Source organism: Trinickia fusca, assembly GCF_003628145.1.
In the GTDB taxonomy this organism is placed as follows: Bacteria; Pseudomonadota; Gammaproteobacteria; order Burkholderiales; family Burkholderiaceae; genus Trinickia; species Trinickia fusca.
The window spans coordinates 249743-265362 of record NZ_RBZV01000003.1 but is presented as its reverse complement, the minus strand read 5'-3'; the positions used below and the strand labels follow the sequence as shown (position 1 = coordinate 265362).

The window sequence follows — 15620 nt, the reverse complement described above, 5'->3', positions numbered from 1 at the left end:
TAGGCGAAACCTCGTGGAGAGCCGTGAGGTTTCGTTAGGCGGCCGAGGAGGGCCGGGAGAATAGGGAAAGTGCGCGCGAACTGCGCGCGAATTGCGTAAAAATTGCTGATCAGGCGTTTAGACGCGCCGTGCGTCACATGCGGAAATGCTCGCCGAGATAGACGCGGCGCACGCTTTCGTTCTCGATGATTTCGCTCGGCGCACCGGCCGCCAGCACGCTGCCGTCGCTGATGATGTAGGCGTGATCGCAGATGCCGAGCGTTTCACGCACGTTGTGATCGGTGATCAGTACGCCGATGTTGCGCTGCTTGAGGAATTTGACGATCTTCTGAATTTCGAGCACGGCGATCGGGTCTACACCGGCAAACGGCTCGTCGAGCAGGATGAAGCTCGGATTCGTTGCGAGTGCGCGCGCGATTTCCACGCGTCGGCGTTCGCCGCCCGACAGCGAGAGCGCCGGGTTTTCGCGCAAATGTCCGATCTGAAGCTCGTCGAGCAGCGCCTCGGTGCGCGCTTCGATAGCCGATTTCGACAAGCGCTTGCCGTCTTCGTCGTGTTGCAGTTCGAGCACGGCACGAATGTTTTCTTCCACCGTCAGCTTGCGAAACACCGAGGCTTCCTGCGGCAGATACGACAGGCCAAGCGACGCGCGCCGGTGGATCGGCAGCAGGCTGATCGACTTGCCGTCGAGCACGATCTCGCCCGCATCGAGCGGCACCAGGCCGACGATCATGTAGAACGAAGTGGTCTTGCCTGCCCCGTTGGGGCCGAGCAGACCCACGACCTCGCCGCTCTTCACGTCGAGCGAGACGTCCTTGACGACCGTGCGCGAGCCATAGCGCTTCTTGAGGTTGCGTACGACGAGCGAGCTGGCGGTTTGCACGCTCTTGCGATTGACGTCGGCCTCGTCGGCCGGCGCGGTGCTGGACAGGGTATTCACGGCTGAACCGTTCCTTCGATCTGGGGGGCGGGTGCGAGCGTCGCCGGGCCGCCGCTCAGCGGGGCGGGTCCGCCGCTGCGCGGGGCCAGCATGGCGCGCACGCGGCCGCCGGGATTGCCGGGCCCTGCAACATCCTTGCCGGCTCGCGCCGTATAGAAGTCTTTCTCGCCATCGTAGGTGATGACGCTGCCGTGCACTTGATCCATCAACGTCGAGAGGCCTTGCAGGCGGCGCACCGTCGAGTTCGTCGTCAGCGTCGTCAGGTCCTGCTTGCCGTCGTAGTCGATCCGCTCGGCGTTGCCTTCGATGTATTCGTCGATGCCATCGCGCTTCTGGCGGAAGTAGGCGAGGCCGTGATTGTCCATCGTGCCGGTCGCATATTGGTAGCCTTGCGGATCCTGCCGCACTTCGACGTGATCGGCCTTGATGACGATCGTGCCCTTCGTCGCCACGACATGCCCTGTGAACACGTTGACCTGCTTCAGGTCATCGTACGTCATGTTGTCCGCTTCGACGTTCAGCGGTTTGTCGCGGTCGGCGCGCTCGGCATGCGCGAGCGGCGCGACGAGCGCGGCCACGCCGGCCAACAGCGCAGTCGTCAGACAGGCGCGCATGTGCTTGGGCCCGAAGGAAAGGAACGATACGTTCATGCAGTCACGCTACGAATGGATGGCCCGGGTTACTTTTGCGAGCTGCCGCCAGTGTCGGATGTCGCGATCGCGCCGCGCACATTGCCGAACAGCTGGATGACCCGGGTGACGTTGTTGTAGTTCATGGCGCTTGCCGTCATCACCGACAGGCCGCGCCGCAGTTTAACCGGCTTTTCGGTCAGGATGACGTCGTCGTTGACGAGCACGCGAAAGTGCGACGAGTCGGCTTGCATTTCAGGGTCGCCGTAGCCCGGCGCCCGCAGAATGCGTGCATTGTCGTACAAGTCGACGATCGAGGCGTCGGCGTTGACCTTGCCGCGCTCGCCCGTGGCCGTGACGATCGGCTTGCCGGGCTGGAATGCGCGGATGGCCGGATGCGTGAGGTCGCTGTTTTCGTCGTCCTCGTAATGCACGAGCTTGCTCGCCGTCAGACGGTACTGCGTCATGCCCGAGTTGTCGAGCTCGGAGACGGACAAGTTGTCGGAGAAATAATCGGGCGTATGCGTCTTCGGACGCTCGAGGTCGCGGTCGTCGGGCGGCCGCGTGGCCTGCAGCAGCCAGTAGGTGACGCCGGCGAGGGCTGCCATCGCGAGCAGCGAGAGCAACGAAGCGACGCGGGAAGCGTTCATGTGCCGTGCGCTCCGCTGCATGCGGCCGCAAGCAGGGCCTCATAGCGGTGCTGGGCGCGCAGCACCGCATCGCAGACTTCGCGGACGGCGCCCTGTCCGCCGCGCGCTTCCGACACCCAATGCGCCCGCGCGATGACTTCGGGGTGCGCGTTGGCCGGTGCCGCGGCGAACCCGCAGCGCATCATCACGGCCAGATCAGGCCAGTCGTCGCCCATGTAGCCGCACGCGTCGGCCGCAAGGCCCGTCGCGGTGAGCAGAGTGGCCAGCGCGTCGACCTTGTTCGCGACACCCTGATAAATGTGAGGAATCCGCAATTCCTGTGCGCGCGCCTCGACGATGCCCGAACGGCGGCCCGTGATCAGCGCGGTCTCGACACCGGCTTCGCGCAGCAGCTTCAAACCGTGGCCGTCCAAGGAATTGAACGACTTCATGCGGTCGCCTTCGGCCGTGAACAGCAGGCTGCCGTCGGTCAATACGCCGTCGACATCGAAGATCATCAGCTTCACGCGGCTCGCGCGTTCGGAGGCGGTCAAGGGAGCGGCAGCCATCAGATCACCTTCTTCGAGAACAGGTCGTGCATGTTCAGGGCTCCGATCAATTTGCCGGCCTCGTCGATGACGAGCATCTGATTGATGCGGTAGCGCTCCATCAGTTCGACGGCCTCGACGGCCAAATGATCGGGGGCGATCGTGCGCGGCGCGCGCGTCATCACGTCAGCGATCGGCAGATCGCGGAAGTCGCCCGTGCGTTCGAGCACGCGGCGCAAGTCGCCGTCGGTGAAGATGCCTTCGACGCGATCGTCAAACCCGACGATCGCCGTCATGCCCATGCGCTTGGCCGTCAGCTGGAACAGTGCGTCGCGCACGGTGGCGCTCGACGGCACCTTCGGCAGTTGCTCGCCCGTGCGCATCACGTCGCGCACGTAGGTCAGCAGACGCCGGCCCAGCGCGCCGCCCGGGTGCGAGCGTGCGAAATCGTCTGCGCCGAAGCCGCGCGCATCGAGCACCGCCACGGCGAGCGCATCGCCGAGCGCGAGCGCGGCCGTCGTGCTGGCCGTCGGCGCGAGATTGAGCGGGCAGGCTTCCTTCGCGACGCTGGAATTCAGGTGCACGTCGGCCAGCTTGGCGAGCGTCGATTCGGGGCGCCCCGTCATCGCGATCAGCTTCGTGCCGAGCCGCTTCACGATCGGCAGGATCGCGACGAGCTCTTCCGATTCGCCCGAATTGGACAGCGCGACGAACACATCGTCAGCTGTGACCATGCCGAGGTCGCCGTGGCTCGCTTCGGCCGGGTGCACGAAGAACGCGGGCGTGCCGGTGCTGGCCAGCGTGGCTGCGAGCTTGCGCGCCACGTGGCCCGATTTGCCGATGCCCGACACGACGACGCGGCCGCGGCAACTTAAAAGGAAATCGACGGCGCTCACGAAGCTACCGTCGATCTGGTCGCGAAGGCCGCGCACTGCGTCGGCTTCGATATCGAGCACATCCCGGGCGAGCGCCAACGCCCGGTCACCATTGATTTTCGCTATCATGCCCGGAAGTATACCAAAGGCGTTGTTCGCCGCGCCCGGCTGCCCTCCAGCCGCACGGCCGGTTTCCGGCCCTTCTTGCCCACGATGCGCGACCTGCCTGGGCGGCGCATCCCGCTGACGAACGAGGACGCTTCGCACGTGATATCTCCGCTCGAGATGACGCTCTTTCTGCTGCTCGCGTCAGTGGCAGGCGTCGTGCTGTTTCGCTTTCTGAATATGCCGCCGATGCTCGGCTATCTGACCGTCGGCATCATCGTCGGCCCGCATGCGCTAGGCATCGCGCCCAACACCGAGCGCGCCCAGAATCTCGCCGAATTCGGCGTCGTGTTCCTGATGTTCTCGATCGGCCTCGAGTTTTCGCTCGCGAAGCTGCGTGCCATGAAGACGCTCGTGTTCGGGCTCGGGCTGCTGCAGGTGATCGGCACGGTGGCGAGCGCCGTCCTCGTCGGGTTCGTCCTGCAGCGCTGGGCGCACGTGAGCTGGCAAGGATGCGTCGCGCTCGGCGGCGCGCTCGCGATGTCCTCGACCGCGATCGTGAGCAAGATGCTGGCCGAGCGGCTCGAGATCGAAACGGAACATGGCCGCAACATTTTCGGTGTGCTGCTGTTTCAAGACCTGGCGGTGGTGCCGCTGTTGATCGTGATCGCCGCGCTCGGCGGCAATACGGACGATCTGCCGATGACGCTCGGCGTGGCGTCGCTGAAGATCGTCGTTGCGCTGACGCTGCTGCTGTTCGTCGGGCAGCGCTTCATGACGCGCTGGTTCAACGTCGTCGCGCGGCGGCGCTCGCAAGAGCTGTTCGTGCTGAACCTGCTGCTCGTGACGCTCGGCGCCGCCTTCATCACCGACCGGTTCGGGCTCTCGCTCGCGCTCGGTGCCTTCATTGCCGGCATGCTGATCGCCGAGACGCCGTATCGCCATCAGGTGGAAGAGGACATCAAGCCGTTTCGCGATGTGCTGCTCGGGCTGTTCTTCGTCACGACGGGCATGCTGCTCGATCCGCGCGTGCTGATTGCGCATCCGCTGCTCGTGCTCACGTTCCTGCTCGGGCCCGTGCTGCTCAAGATCGTCATGATCACGGGCCTCGCGCGCGGGTTCGGGGCGACGCCCGGCGTGGCGATGCGTACCGGGCTTGGCCTGGCGCAGGCCGGCGAGTTCGGCTTCGTGCTGCTCAATCTGATTCTCGACAAGCATCTCGTCGATGCCACATTGCTGCAGGCGATTCTCGCCTCGATGTTGCTGTCGATGCTCGCGGCGCCGTTGTTGATCCAGAATGCCGACCGCATCGTGCTGCGCTTGTCGTCGACCGAGTGGATGCTGCAGTCCCTGCAAATGACGCGTATTGCGACGCAGAGCCTGCGTCAGAGTGCGCACGTGATCATCTGCGGTTATGGCCGCGCGGGGCAGAACCTGGCTCGCATGCTCGAGCACGAAGGGCTCTCGTACGTCGCGCTCGACCTCGACCCCGATCGCGTGAGCGCTGCCGCGGCGGCCGGCGAATCGGTCGTGTTCGGCGATGCGGCGCGGCGCGAATCGCTCGTGGCGGCCGGCCTCCATCGCGCGCGAGCCGTCGCGATCACGTATGCGAACACGCCGTCGGCGCTGCGCGTGCTGCACAACGTGCACGAACTCGAGCCGGCGTTGCCCGTGATCGTGCGGACGGTCGACGATGCCGATCTCGAGAAGCTGCTCGCGGCCGGGGCCACCGAGGTGATCCCGGAGATCGTCGAGGGCAGCCTCATGCTCGCGTCGCACACCCTCGTGCTGATGGGGGTGCCGATGCGGCGCGTCGTGCGGCGTGTCGAGGAGATGCGCGATGCGCGCTACAGTTTGTTGCGCGGATACTTCCGCGGGTCCGACGATCTCAGCGACGACGACGGGCACGAGCAGGTGCGGCTACAATCGGTGCCGGTCGACGACAACGCCGAAGCGGTCGGACGTACGCTCGAAGAGCTGGGCCTCACGACGCTGGGCGTCGAGGTCACGGCGATCCGGCGGCACGGCATTCGCGGCATGCAGCCGGTGCCCGAGACCAAGCTGCGCGCGGCCGACATCGTCGTGCTGCGCGGCTTGCCCGAGGCGCTGGCCGTGGCGGAAGAGCGTCTGCTGCGCAGCCGGCGTGCCGGCATGTCCGCCGCCTGAGTGGCCGGCGCGACGGCGTCGTCCACCATCATTGATTGATCGATTTGGCCCGCCGCGCGAGCGCGGAGCGAGGCCGCTGCCCCTTCGGAGAGTTTTCATGTCCAATGCGCCCGCGGATGCGCCGCACGATGCCCCCGCGTTCATCAAGAGCCAGATCCGTACGATTCCCGACTGGCCGATGCCCGGCGTCCAGTTTCGCGACATTACACCGCTGCTGCAGCGGCCCAAGACGTTGCGCGTGCTCATCGACCTGTTCATCGAACGCTATGTCGAAGCCAAGCTCGACTACGTCGCCGGGCTCGACGCGCGCGGCTTCATCATCGCGCCGATCGTCGCCTACGAGCTGAACCTCGGCTTCATTCCGATCCGCAAGATCGGCAAGCTGCCGTATCGGACGGTGTCCGAATCGTATTCGCTCGAGTACGGCACGGCTACCGTCGAGATTCACGAGGATGCGTGTCAGCCCGGCGAGCGCGTCGTCATCGTCGACGATCTGATTGCGACGGGCGGCACGATGATGGCCGGTAAAAAGCTGCTCGAGCGGCTCGGCGCCGTCGTCGTCGAAGGCGCGGCGATCGTCGACCTGCCGGATCTCGGCGGCTCGAAGCTGCTGCGTGAAAGCGGCCTGCCGCTCTATACGATCACCGACTTCCCCGGTCATTGATTACGGCGCGTGAGCGCTTTGCGCCGCGCGCACATTCGCGCCGCGGCCAGGGCGGCGGCGCTTTCGCTTTTTCGTCAGGAATGCTTGTCATGTCGAATCTCGCGCTGTTTCTCGCCTCGTCGGTGGCGGTCACCGTCGCCCCGGGCCCCGATAACCTGCAGGTGCTCGCGCGCGGCATTTCGCAAGGCCGCGCCGCCGGTCTTGTCGCGGCGCTCGGCTTCGCGGCCGGCGTCACCTTCCATACGACGCTCGCCGCGCTCGGCGTCGCGGCGCTCCTGCGTTCGTCGCCGCTCGCGTTCGAGATCGTCAAGCTCGCCGGCGCGGCCTATCTCGTGTGGATCGGCATCAAGGCGCTCACGAGCCGCGGGCTCGCCAATGCACATGAGAGTGCACCGCAGCCGCTCGCGCAGGTGTTCCGGCAAAGCGTGATCGGCAACATGCTCAATCCGAAGGTCACGCTGTTCTTCATCGTGTTTCTGCCGCAGTTCGTCGATCGGACGAGCGCGCAAAGCGTGGCCGTGCAGATGCTCGTCCTCGGTCTGGTGTTCATGCTGCAGACCGTTGCCGTGTTCTCGACGTTCGGGCTGTGCGCGGGCACGATCGGCGCATGGCTCAAGCGCCGTCCGCGCGCCGGCGTATGGCTCGACCGGCTCGCCGGCGTGACGTTCATCGCGCTCGGCCTGCGCGTTGCATTGCGCGACTGATCAAGGAGTGTCGATGAGCTTGCCTTGTATCGAGCACGCGCGCCGCTTCGATGCGCGCGTGCATCGCCCGTTCTGGATGGCCGGCCGGCAGGTCGGCTGGATTCGGGAGTCGGATCTGCCGCTGCTGGCGCGCTGGCCCGACGTGTTCGCGATCGAGCCAGCGCGCGTCGCGCTCGTGCCGCATGTCGACGAAAACGTCGACCGCCGCTCGGCCGCGCTCGGTATCGTGATCGGTGCGCTTGCCGCCGACGGCCGTATTCCGGGCTGGCGCGACGAAACCTATGCGATCCGCAACGCGTTCGACGACGCGCCGCTTGCCTATATCGAACGCGCGGCCTCGCGCTTCTTCGGCACGATGACGTACGCGGTGCATCTGAACGGCATCGTAGAATACGGCGACCGTGCGCCGATGCTCTGGATCGCACGACGTAGCGACACGAAGGCGACCGATCCCGGCATGCTCGACAACGTGGTGGCCGGCGGCATCGCCTGGGGCCACGGCCTCGAAGCGACGATCGCGAAGGAGTGCTGGGAAGAGGCGGGCATGAGCGCCGAGCTGGCCGCGCGTGCCGTGCGCGGACGCACCGTGCACGTGTTGCAGTCACTGCCCGAGGGCACGCAGGCCGAACAGGTCTTCGTCTACGACTTGCCGCTGCCGGCCGATTTCGCTCCACATAATCAGGATGGCGAAGTAAGTGAGCATCGGCTCGCGCGCGTCGACGAGGTGGCCCGCTGGATCGAGGACGGCGCGATGACCGTCGACGCGAGCCTCGCCACGCTCGACTGTCTGCTGCGGCACCGGTGGATCGACGGCGACGCTTGCGTCGGTATCGAGGCGCTGTTCGCGCCGCCCCCGGAATGCTGACCGCCATTGCATAACCAAAGGAGTTCTCAGGTCATGTCGACCGAACACAGCTTCATTCTGAAATTGTCGTGCCCTGACCGGCCCGGCATCGTTCACGCGGTCTCCGGCTTTCTGTTCGAGCGCGGCAGCAATATTCTCGACTCCGCGCAGTTCGGCGACAGCCACACTGGCGAGTTCTTCATGCGTGTGCACTTTCAGCAAGTCGGCGGCGACCCGGGGCTCGACGCGCTGCGCGCTGCGTTTGCACCGCTCGCTGAGCAGTTCGCGATGCACTGGGAAGTGCATGATGCAGCGGTCAAGCCGCGCGTCGTCATCATGGTGTCGAAGATCGGCCACTGTCTGAACGACCTGCTGTTCCGCTATCGCACGGGGCAACTGCCGATCGAGATCCCCGCGATCATCTCGAACCATCAAGAGTTCTATCAGCTCGCCGCGAGCTACAACATTCCGTTCCATCATTTCCCCTTGATGGAATCGACGGCCGGTGCGAAGGCGGCGCAAGAGGCGCGCGTGTATGAGGTGATCGAGCAGCACCAGGCCGATCTCGTCGTGCTGGCGCGCTACATGCAGATTCTCTCGCCCGAGCTGTGCGGGAAGTTGGCGGGGCGCGCGATCAACATCCATCACTCGTTCCTGCCGAGCTTCAAGGGTGCGAAGCCGTACTATCAGGCGTTCGACCGCGGCGTGAAGCTGATCGGCGCGACGGCGCACTATGTGACGACCGATCTCGACGAAGGCCCGATCATCGAGCAGGAAGTCGAGCGCGTCGATCACAGCATGACGCCCGATCAGCTGACGGCGATCGGCCGCGACGTGGAGTGCGTAGCGCTGGCACGTGCGGTCAAGTGGCACGCCGAGCATCGCATCGTGCTGAATGGCACGAAGACGGTGGTGTTCCGGTGATCCGCTGATGTTCTGCTGATCGAGGCAGACGTTGCGCAAGAAAAAAGCGGCCGACAGGGGCCGCTTTTTTTATCTGCTCTTGCGTCGAGTCTTCTGCATCAAACCAGCCGCAAGTAGATAAGCTCGCGCTTGATATACGCGTAGAAGATCGGTGCGGCGATGAGGCCCGGTACGCCGAATGCCGCTTCCATCAGGAGCATCGCGAGCAGCAGTTCCCATGCGCGCGCTTCGATCTGTCCTCCGACGATGCGCGCGTTCAGGAAGTACTCGAGCTTGTGGATGAGCACGAGGAACACGAGCGAGGACACCGCCGTCGACAGGCTCACCGACAACGAAACCGCCACGATCAGCGTGTTCGAGATCAGGTTGCCGATGACGGGCAGCAAGCCGGCGATGAAGGTGACGAGCACGAGCGTCTTCGACAGCGGCAGCCGCTGGTGGAACACGGGCAGGGCGATGAGCAGATAGAGCGCCGTGAACACGGCGTTGATCGTCGAGATCTTGATCTGCGCGAACACGATGCGGCGGAATGCATCGGCAAAGCGCGTGATGCGCGCCACGAAGGCCGTCGAGAGCGGCAGGCGTTGCGCGTGGCGCTCGCCCGTGACCGCGATCATCGCACCGATGATCATGCCGAACAGCACATGCCCGGAGGCGCGCGCGACATTCTTGCCGCTTTGCTGCAGCTGCGCCATATGCGAATTGACGAGCATGCCGGCCTTTTGCTTCATTTGCGTGACGTCGCCGGGCAGCATGGCCGAGAGCCATTCGGGCGTGCGCGAGCGCGCCTGATCGACGATCTGCATCACCTGGCCCAGCAGGCTTTCGAGGTTCGGCACGGCGTGCTCGAAGTGCTCGATCAGGCCGATCGCCAGCCCGGCCAGGCCGCCGACGATGGCGGTCGCCATGACCACCACGGCTACCCAGCGTGCCCGCTGGCTCGACATGTGCCGCTCGATGGGCGGCGCGATCGTATGCACGAGCTGATAGACGAGCATGCCCGCGAGCAGCGCGCCGAGCAGCTTCAGGTGCAGCACGGCCCACATCCCCGCGAGCGCGGCCGCGTAGCTGCCCAGTTCGACCGCCGAGAGCCTGGGCAGGCTCATGTCGCTTGTGAGCCGTACCGGACGCGGGGCGAGATCCCGTACGTGCGGGTCCTCGGGTGCTTCGTTGCGCTTAGCCATGACGCATTTTGTCTCCAACTTGTGTCGGCGGCTTCACTGGTCCACGTAAGCCGCCGGTATTGCCGCGTCAGCCGCGCTTGAGCAGCGGCGCCAGGTATTTCCCGGTGAAGCTTGCTTTCGACTTCGCGATTTGCTCGGGCGGGCCTTGCGCGATGATCTGCCCACCGCCCGCACCGCCTTCGGGGCCAAGATCGACGACCCAGTCGGCGGTTTTGATCACATCGAGATTATGCTCGATGATGATCACCGTATTGCCATGATCGCGCAGCCGGTGAATCACTTCGAGCAGCAGCGCGATGTCGTGAAAGTGCAGGCCCGTCGTCGGCTCGTCGAGAATGTAGAGCGTGCGGCCCGTATCGCGCTTGGACAGCTCGAGCGAGAGCTTCACGCGCTGCGCTTCGCCGCCAGAGAGCGTCGTCGCCGACTGGCCCAGACGGATGTAGCCGAGCCCCACGTCGAGTAGCGTCTTGAGCTTGCGCGCGATGACGGGCACCGCGCCGAAGAACTCGTACGCATGCTCGACCGTCATGTCGAGCACATCGCTGATGTTCTTGCCCTTGTACTGCACGTCGAGCGTCTCGCGGTTGTAGCGCTTGCCGTGACAGACGTCGCACGGCACATAGACGTCGGGCAGGAAGTGCATCTCGACCTTGAGTACGCCGTCGCCTTGGCACGCCTCGCAGCGGCCGCCCTTCACGTTGAACGAGAAGCGGCCCGGATCGTAGCCGCGCTCCTTGGCGGCCGGCACACCGGCGAACAGTTCGCGGATCGGCGTGAACACGCCCGTGTAGGTGGCCGGATTCGAGCGCGGCGTGCGACCGATCGGTGATTGATCGACGTTGATGACCTTGTCGAAGTGCTCGAGCCCTTCGATCGATTCGTAGGGCGCGGGCTCCGTCGCCGAGCCGTACAGATGCTGCGAGACGGCGTGATACAGCGTGTCGTTGATCAGCGTCGATTTGCCCGAGCCCGACACGCCCGTCACGCAGGTGAGCAGGCCCACGGGCAGTTCGAGCGTCACGTGCTTGAGGTTGTTGCCGTGCGCTTCGACGATGCGCAGAAGCCGCTCGTCGGGCTCCTTGCGCTCGTCGGGGAATTCGATGCGGCGTGCGCCGGACAGGTACTGGCCCGTGGTCGACGCAGCATCTGCCTCGATCTGCTTGGGGGTGCCCTCGGCGATCACCATCCCGCCGTGCTCGCCGGCGCCCGGCCCCATGTCGACGATGTAATCGGCCATGCGGATCATGTCTTCGTCGTGCTCGACGACGATGACGGAATTGCCGAGATCGCGCAGATGCTTGAGCGTCGCGATGAGGCGGTCGTTGTCGCGCTGGTGCAGACCGATCGACGGCTCGTCGAGGACGTACATCACGCCGGTCAGGCCCGAGCCGATCTGCGAGGCGAGCCGGATGCGCTGCGCTTCGCCGCCCGAGAGGGTATCGGCGCTGCGTTCGAGCGACAGGTAGTCGAGGCCGACGTTATTGAGGAACATCAGCCGCGCGACGATCTCCTTGACGACTTTGTCGCCGATCTCGCGCTTGGCGCCTTCGAGCTTGAGCGTCTGGAAGTAGCCGAGCGCATCGCGCAGCGGCCAGCCGCTCACTTCATAGATCGCGCGCGCATCGCCGTCGACGCCGAGCCGCACGAAGCGCGCCTCGCGACGCAGCCGCGAGCCGTCGCACGACGGGCAGGCACGATTGTTCTGATACTTCGCGAGCTCCTCGCGCACGGCTGCCGAATCGGTTTCGCGGTAGCGCCGCTCGAGGTTCGGGATGATGCCTTCGAAGACGTGCTCGCGCACCGTCGTGCGGCCCCGTTCGTTGATGTACGAGAACGGGATCGTCTCCTTGCCGGAGCCGAACAGGATCAGCTTGCGGATCTTCTCGGGCAGTTCCTCGAACGGCGTATCGAGGTCGAACTCGTAGTACGCCGCGAGGCTCTGCAGCATCTGGAAGTAGAACTGGTTGCGCCGGTCCCAGCCTTTGACGGCCCCCGCGGCCAGCGAAATCGACGGATGCGCGACGACGCGCTTCGGATCGAAGAACGTAATCTGGCCGAGCCCGTCGCAATCGGGGCACGCGCCCATCGGATTGTTGAACGAGAACAGGCGCGGCTCGAGTTCGGGCAGCGAGTAGGAGCAGATCGGGCATGCGAACTTCGAGCTGAACAGGTGCTCACGATCGGTGTCCATCTCGAGCGCGACCGCGCGGCCGTCGGCCAGGCGCAGCGCCGTTTCGAACGATTCGGCGAGCCGCTGCTTCATGTCGGCGCGCACCTTGAGCCGGTCGACGACCACATCGATCGAATGCTTGTCGTTCTTCTTGAGCTTGGGCAGCGAGTCGATGTCGTAGATCTTGGCGACGCCCTCGTTCGCCGCGCCCCCGCCCGAGCGGATCCGGAAGCGGATGAAGCCTTGCGCCTGCATCTGCTCGAACAGCTCGACGTGCTCGCCCTTGCGGTTCGCGACGACAGGCGCGAGGATCATGAGCTTCGTATCCTCGGGCAGCGCGAGCGCCGCATCGACCATCTGCGACACGCTCTGCGCTTCGAGCGCGATCTCGTGGTCGGGGCAATAAGGCGTGCCTACGCGTGCGTACAGCAGGCGCAGGTAGTCGTGAATCTCGGTGACCGTGCCGACCGTCGAGCGCGGGTTGTGCGAAGTCGCCTTCTGCTCGATCGAGATTGCTGGTGACAGACCCTCGATGAGGTCGACGTCGGGCTTCTCCATCAGCTGCAGGAACTGGCGCGCGTAGGCCGAGAGCGACTCGACGTAACGACGCTGCCCTTCCGCGTACAGCGTATCGAACGCGAGGGACGACTTGCCCGAGCCCGACAGGCCCGTGATCACGATCAGCTGATGGCGTGGCAGGTCGAGATTGACGTTTTTCAGGTTGTGGGTACGAGCCCCACGGATACGAATCTGTTCCATGAACCTGGGGGGGCGAAGGGGGCCAAACCTGCTACTATAGCGACTTTTCCAGACCGCCGTTACGGCGTCCTTACAGCGCGCGACAGGCGTGAGCGACGTCGCTACGACTTCCTTCGCTCGCTTCCGATGTCCAATCCTTCCGCCACTTCTTCACGCATGAGCGCGCCGGAGCTGCGCGCGACCGTGTCGCTTGCCGGCATCTTCGCGCTGCGCATGCTTGGGCTGTTCATGATCATGCCGGTCTTCTCGGTGTACGCGAAGACGATCCCGGGCGGCGACAACGTGCTGCTCGTCGGCATTGCGCTCGGCGCCTACGGTGTGACGCAGTCGATGCTGTACATCTTCTACGGCTGGGCCTCCGACAAGCTCGGGCGCAAGCCGGTCATCGCCACGGGCCTCTTGATCTTCGCGCTCGGCAGCTTCGTGGCCGCATTCGCGCACGACATGACGTGGATCATCGTGGGGCGCGTCATTCAAGGCATGGGCGCGGTTTCGTCGGCTGTCATCGCATTCATCGCCGACCTGACGGCCGAAGAGCATCGCACCAAGGCGATGGCGATGGTGGGCGGCAGCATCGGCATCTCGTTCGCGGTGGCGATCGTCGGTGCGCCGATCTTGTTTCAATGGGTCGGCATGAATGGCTTGTTTGCCGTGGTGGGTATGCTGTCGTTGGTCGCGATCGGCGTCGTGCTGTGGGTGGTGCCCGATGCGCCGCGGCCCGTGCATGTGCGGGCGCCATTTGCCGAGGTGCTGCACAACGTCGAGTTGCTGCGCCTGAATTTCGGCGTGCTCGTCTTGCATGCGACGCAAACGGCGCTGTTTCTCATCGTGCCGCGCATTCTCGAGGCTGGCGGGCTGCCCGTCGCTTCGCACTGGAAGGTGTATCTGCCCGTGATGGGGCTGTCGTTCGTCATGATGGTGCCCGCGATCATCGCCGCCGAAAAGCGCGGCAAGATGAAGCCGGTGCTGCTCGGCGCGATCGGCGCTATCCTGATCGGCCAATTGTTGCTCGGCGCCGCGCCGCATACGATTCTGACGGTCGCGGCGATTTTGTTTATTTACTTCCTTGGCTTCAACATTCTCGAGGCGTCGCAGCCGTCGTTGGTGTCGAAGCTGGCGCCAGGCACGCGAAAGGGCGCTGCGGCGGGTGTCTACAACACGACGCAGTCGATCGGGCTGGCGCTCGGCGGCGTGGCGGGCGGCTGGCTCATGAAGAGCGTCGGCCAGAACGCGGTGTTCTTTGCGTGCTCGGGGCTCGTGTTGGGCTGGCTTATAATCGCCGCCAATATGAAGCCGCTGCGTGCCGCACGGGATCAGAGTAAGCGCTAGCCCAACGCGGGTCGGCAGCAAGGCAACTGGATTATTTGGAGAAACACATGGCATCCGTCAATAAGGTCATTCTCGTCGGCAATCTCGGCGCAGATCCCGAAATTCGTTACCTGCCGAGCGGGGACGCGATCGCGAACATCCGCCTCGCCACGACGGACCGCTACAAGGACAAAGCCTCGGGCGAGTTCAAGGAAGCGACGGAATGGCACCGCGTCGCGTTCTTCGGCCGCTTGGCCGAAATCGTCGGCGAATATCTGAAGAAAGGCTCGTCGGTGTACATCGAAGGCCGCCTGCGCACGCGCAAGTGGCAAGGGCAGGACGGTCAGGATCGCTACTCGACCGAAATCGTCGCCGAGCAAATGCAAATGCTGGGCGGTCGTAGCGGTGCGGGCGGTGGCGGCGGTGGTGGCTTTGGCGGTGACGACGCTGGCTACAGCCGTGAGCCGATGGAGCGTAGCGGCGGCGGTGGCCGTTCGAGCGGCGGCGGCGCGCGCGGTGGTGCGGGTGGCGGCGGTGGTGGTGGCCGACCGAGTGCTCCGGCCGGCGGCGGCCTCGATGAGATGGATGACGATATTCCGTTCTAAGGAGCATACCCACGAGGGGGAGGACGATTCCTTCGCTAACTCTTGGATGGGTAACGGAAAAATGGCTGTTTGGGGCGCCTCCTTGGGGGCGCCTTTTTTATGGCGTGGACTCGGCTTGGAGGCTTTCACTGTAGATTCTTTGATAAACCAAGAAACATTTCAGCAACATCCAGGCCCCTATGTAGCAGCTAAGAGCCGCCCCGAAAAAAACGGGTGCGTGCCCTCGCGGTTGATGTATTGCACACGGAACTTACCTGCCGCCTCAAGTCTCCCCGGTTTCCTTCTTGTTGATGTTCGGAGCGTGCTCAAAGAGCACTAACGGATAAGGCACGGGCCGAGCAATCGAACGAACGACGACTCCGAGGTTTTTGCAGGGCCAACCAATTGGTTAGACAAAAGCCTCGTCAGCATTTAACATTGCCGGTAAAATTTTGTAATAGAAGAAAGGCAATCCAGTCAAATTATGACGTTCATATTGCATGAGTCTTTCGCTGCGATCGGGGGCGGCGCGAAAGGGACCACCGGCGGATGACGTCCTCAACCTCCGTTCGTGGCTAGTGACGGGC

14 protein-coding genes are annotated in these 15620 nt (G+C 64.6%); 7 read left to right on the top strand and 7 right to left on the bottom strand.

The features are described 5' to 3' along the window. Positions 1-133: 133 nt before the first annotated feature. Genes lptB through kdsD form a run of 5 tightly spaced genes read right to left on the bottom strand, consistent with a single transcriptional unit; the run spans position 134 to position 3750 of the window. A complete protein-coding gene (gene lptB, locus D7S89_RS10445; protein ID WP_121277913.1) occupies positions 134-883 on the bottom strand; it encodes an LPS export ABC transporter ATP-binding protein in 750 nt (249 codons plus the stop codon). 53 nt (positions 884-936) lie between these two features. Beyond that, a complete protein-coding gene (gene lptA, locus D7S89_RS10440) occupies positions 937-1590 on the bottom strand; it encodes a lipopolysaccharide transport periplasmic protein LptA (RefSeq protein WP_121277593.1) in 654 nt (217 codons plus the stop codon). 29 nt (positions 1591-1619) lie between these two features. Further along, positions 1620-2219 (bottom strand): LPS export ABC transporter periplasmic protein LptC, encoded by a 600-nt coding sequence (gene lptC, locus D7S89_RS10435; RefSeq protein WP_121277912.1) that lies wholly within the window; start codon positions 2217-2219, stop codon positions 1620-1622. Continuing rightward, positions 2216-2767 (bottom strand): KdsC family phosphatase, encoded by a 552-nt coding sequence (locus tag D7S89_RS10430; protein ID WP_121277592.1) that lies wholly within the window; start codon positions 2765-2767, stop codon positions 2216-2218. The genes lptC and D7S89_RS10430 overlap by 4 nt, the downstream gene beginning before the upstream one ends. Then, positions 2767-3750 (bottom strand): arabinose 5-phosphate isomerase KdsD, encoded by a 984-nt coding sequence (gene kdsD / locus D7S89_RS10425; RefSeq protein ID WP_121277591.1) that lies wholly within the window; start codon positions 3748-3750, stop codon positions 2767-2769. Before kdsD ends, D7S89_RS10430 begins: the two co-directional genes overlap by 1 nt. A 138-nt stretch (positions 3751-3888) precedes the next feature. On the opposite strand from kdsD, the gene D7S89_RS10420 reads away from it, so the two are divergent. From D7S89_RS10420 to purU, 5 genes are all read left to right on the top strand, one after another. Next, the gene (locus tag D7S89_RS10420; RefSeq protein ID WP_121277911.1) at positions 3889-5892 is read left to right on the top strand and encodes a monovalent cation:proton antiporter family protein; all 2004 of its coding nucleotides are present in this window, start codon (positions 3889-3891) and stop codon (positions 5890-5892) included. A gap of 97 nt (positions 5893-5989) precedes the next feature. Beyond that, positions 5990-6556, top strand: a complete 567-nt coding sequence (locus tag D7S89_RS10415; RefSeq protein WP_121277590.1) for an adenine phosphoribosyltransferase — start codon at positions 5990-5992, stop codon at positions 6554-6556. 89 nt (positions 6557-6645) lie between these two features. After that, entirely contained in the window at positions 6646-7260 is a 615-nt protein-coding gene (locus tag D7S89_RS10410) for a LysE family translocator (RefSeq protein ID WP_121277910.1), read from the top strand. 13 nt (positions 7261-7273) lie between these two features. Beyond that, complete coding sequence (locus D7S89_RS10405) at positions 7274-8125, top strand: NUDIX hydrolase (RefSeq protein WP_121277589.1); 852 nt, start codon at positions 7274-7276, stop codon at positions 8123-8125. Positions 8126-8158: 33 nt separating this feature from the next. Next, positions 8159-9028, top strand: a complete 870-nt coding sequence (gene purU, locus D7S89_RS10400) for a formyltetrahydrofolate deformylase (RefSeq protein ID WP_121277588.1) — start codon at positions 8159-8161, stop codon at positions 9026-9028. 98 nt (positions 9029-9126) lie between these two features. Here purU and D7S89_RS10395 read toward each other — a convergent pair whose 3' ends face one another. Together D7S89_RS10395 and uvrA are read right to left on the bottom strand one after the other, a co-directional pair. Next, entirely contained in the window at positions 9127-10212 is a 1086-nt protein-coding gene (locus D7S89_RS10395; protein WP_121277587.1) for an AI-2E family transporter, read from the bottom strand. 67 nt (positions 10213-10279) lie between these two features. Continuing rightward, positions 10280-13141, bottom strand: a complete 2862-nt coding sequence (gene uvrA, locus D7S89_RS10390; protein ID WP_121277586.1) for an excinuclease ABC subunit UvrA — start codon at positions 13139-13141, stop codon at positions 10280-10282. 126 nt (positions 13142-13267) lie between these two features. Between uvrA and D7S89_RS10385 the strand changes: the two genes are divergently transcribed. Together D7S89_RS10385 and D7S89_RS10380 are read left to right on the top strand one after the other, a co-directional pair. After that, positions 13268-14470 (top strand): MFS transporter, encoded by a 1203-nt coding sequence (locus D7S89_RS10385; RefSeq protein ID WP_121277585.1) that lies wholly within the window; start codon positions 13268-13270, stop codon positions 14468-14470. A gap of 47 nt (positions 14471-14517) precedes the next feature. Next, entirely contained in the window at positions 14518-15054 is a 537-nt protein-coding gene (locus D7S89_RS10380; RefSeq protein WP_121277584.1) for a single-stranded DNA-binding protein, read from the top strand. The last annotated feature ends 566 nt before the right edge of the window (positions 15055-15620 follow it).

Excerpts from the sequence above, each read along its gene's own strand:
- lptA (WP_121277593.1), bottom strand. The coding sequence starts at position 1,590 with ATGAACGTATCGTTCCTTTCCTTCGGGCCCAAGCACATGCGCGCCTGT.
- lptC (WP_121277912.1), bottom strand. The coding sequence starts at position 2,219 with ATGAACGCTTCCCGCGTCGCTTCGTTGCTCTCGCTGCTCGCGATGGCA.
- D7S89_RS10430 (WP_121277592.1), bottom strand. The coding sequence starts at position 2,767 with ATGGCTGCCGCTCCCTTGACCGCCTCCGAACGCGCGAGCCGCGTGAAG.
- kdsD (WP_121277591.1), bottom strand. The coding sequence starts at position 3,750 with ATGATAGCGAAAATCAATGGTGACCGGGCGTTGGCGCTCGCCCGGGAT.
- D7S89_RS10415 (WP_121277590.1), top strand. The coding sequence starts at position 5,990 with ATGTCCAATGCGCCCGCGGATGCGCCGCACGATGCCCCCGCGTTCATC.
- D7S89_RS10410 (WP_121277910.1), top strand. The coding sequence starts at position 6,646 with ATGTCGAATCTCGCGCTGTTTCTCGCCTCGTCGGTGGCGGTCACCGTC.
- D7S89_RS10405 (WP_121277589.1), top strand. The coding sequence starts at position 7,274 with ATGAGCTTGCCTTGTATCGAGCACGCGCGCCGCTTCGATGCGCGCGTG.
- purU (WP_121277588.1), top strand. The coding sequence starts at position 8,159 with ATGTCGACCGAACACAGCTTCATTCTGAAATTGTCGTGCCCTGACCGG.
- D7S89_RS10395 (WP_121277587.1), bottom strand. The coding sequence starts at position 10,212 with ATGGCTAAGCGCAACGAAGCACCCGAGGACCCGCACGTACGGGATCTC.
- uvrA (WP_121277586.1), bottom strand. The coding sequence starts at position 13,141 with ATGGAACAGATTCGTATCCGTGGGGCTCGTACCCACAACCTGAAAAAC.
- D7S89_RS10385 (WP_121277585.1), top strand. The coding sequence starts at position 13,268 with ATGTCCAATCCTTCCGCCACTTCTTCACGCATGAGCGCGCCGGAGCTG.
- D7S89_RS10380 (WP_121277584.1), top strand. The coding sequence starts at position 14,518 with ATGGCATCCGTCAATAAGGTCATTCTCGTCGGCAATCTCGGCGCAGAT.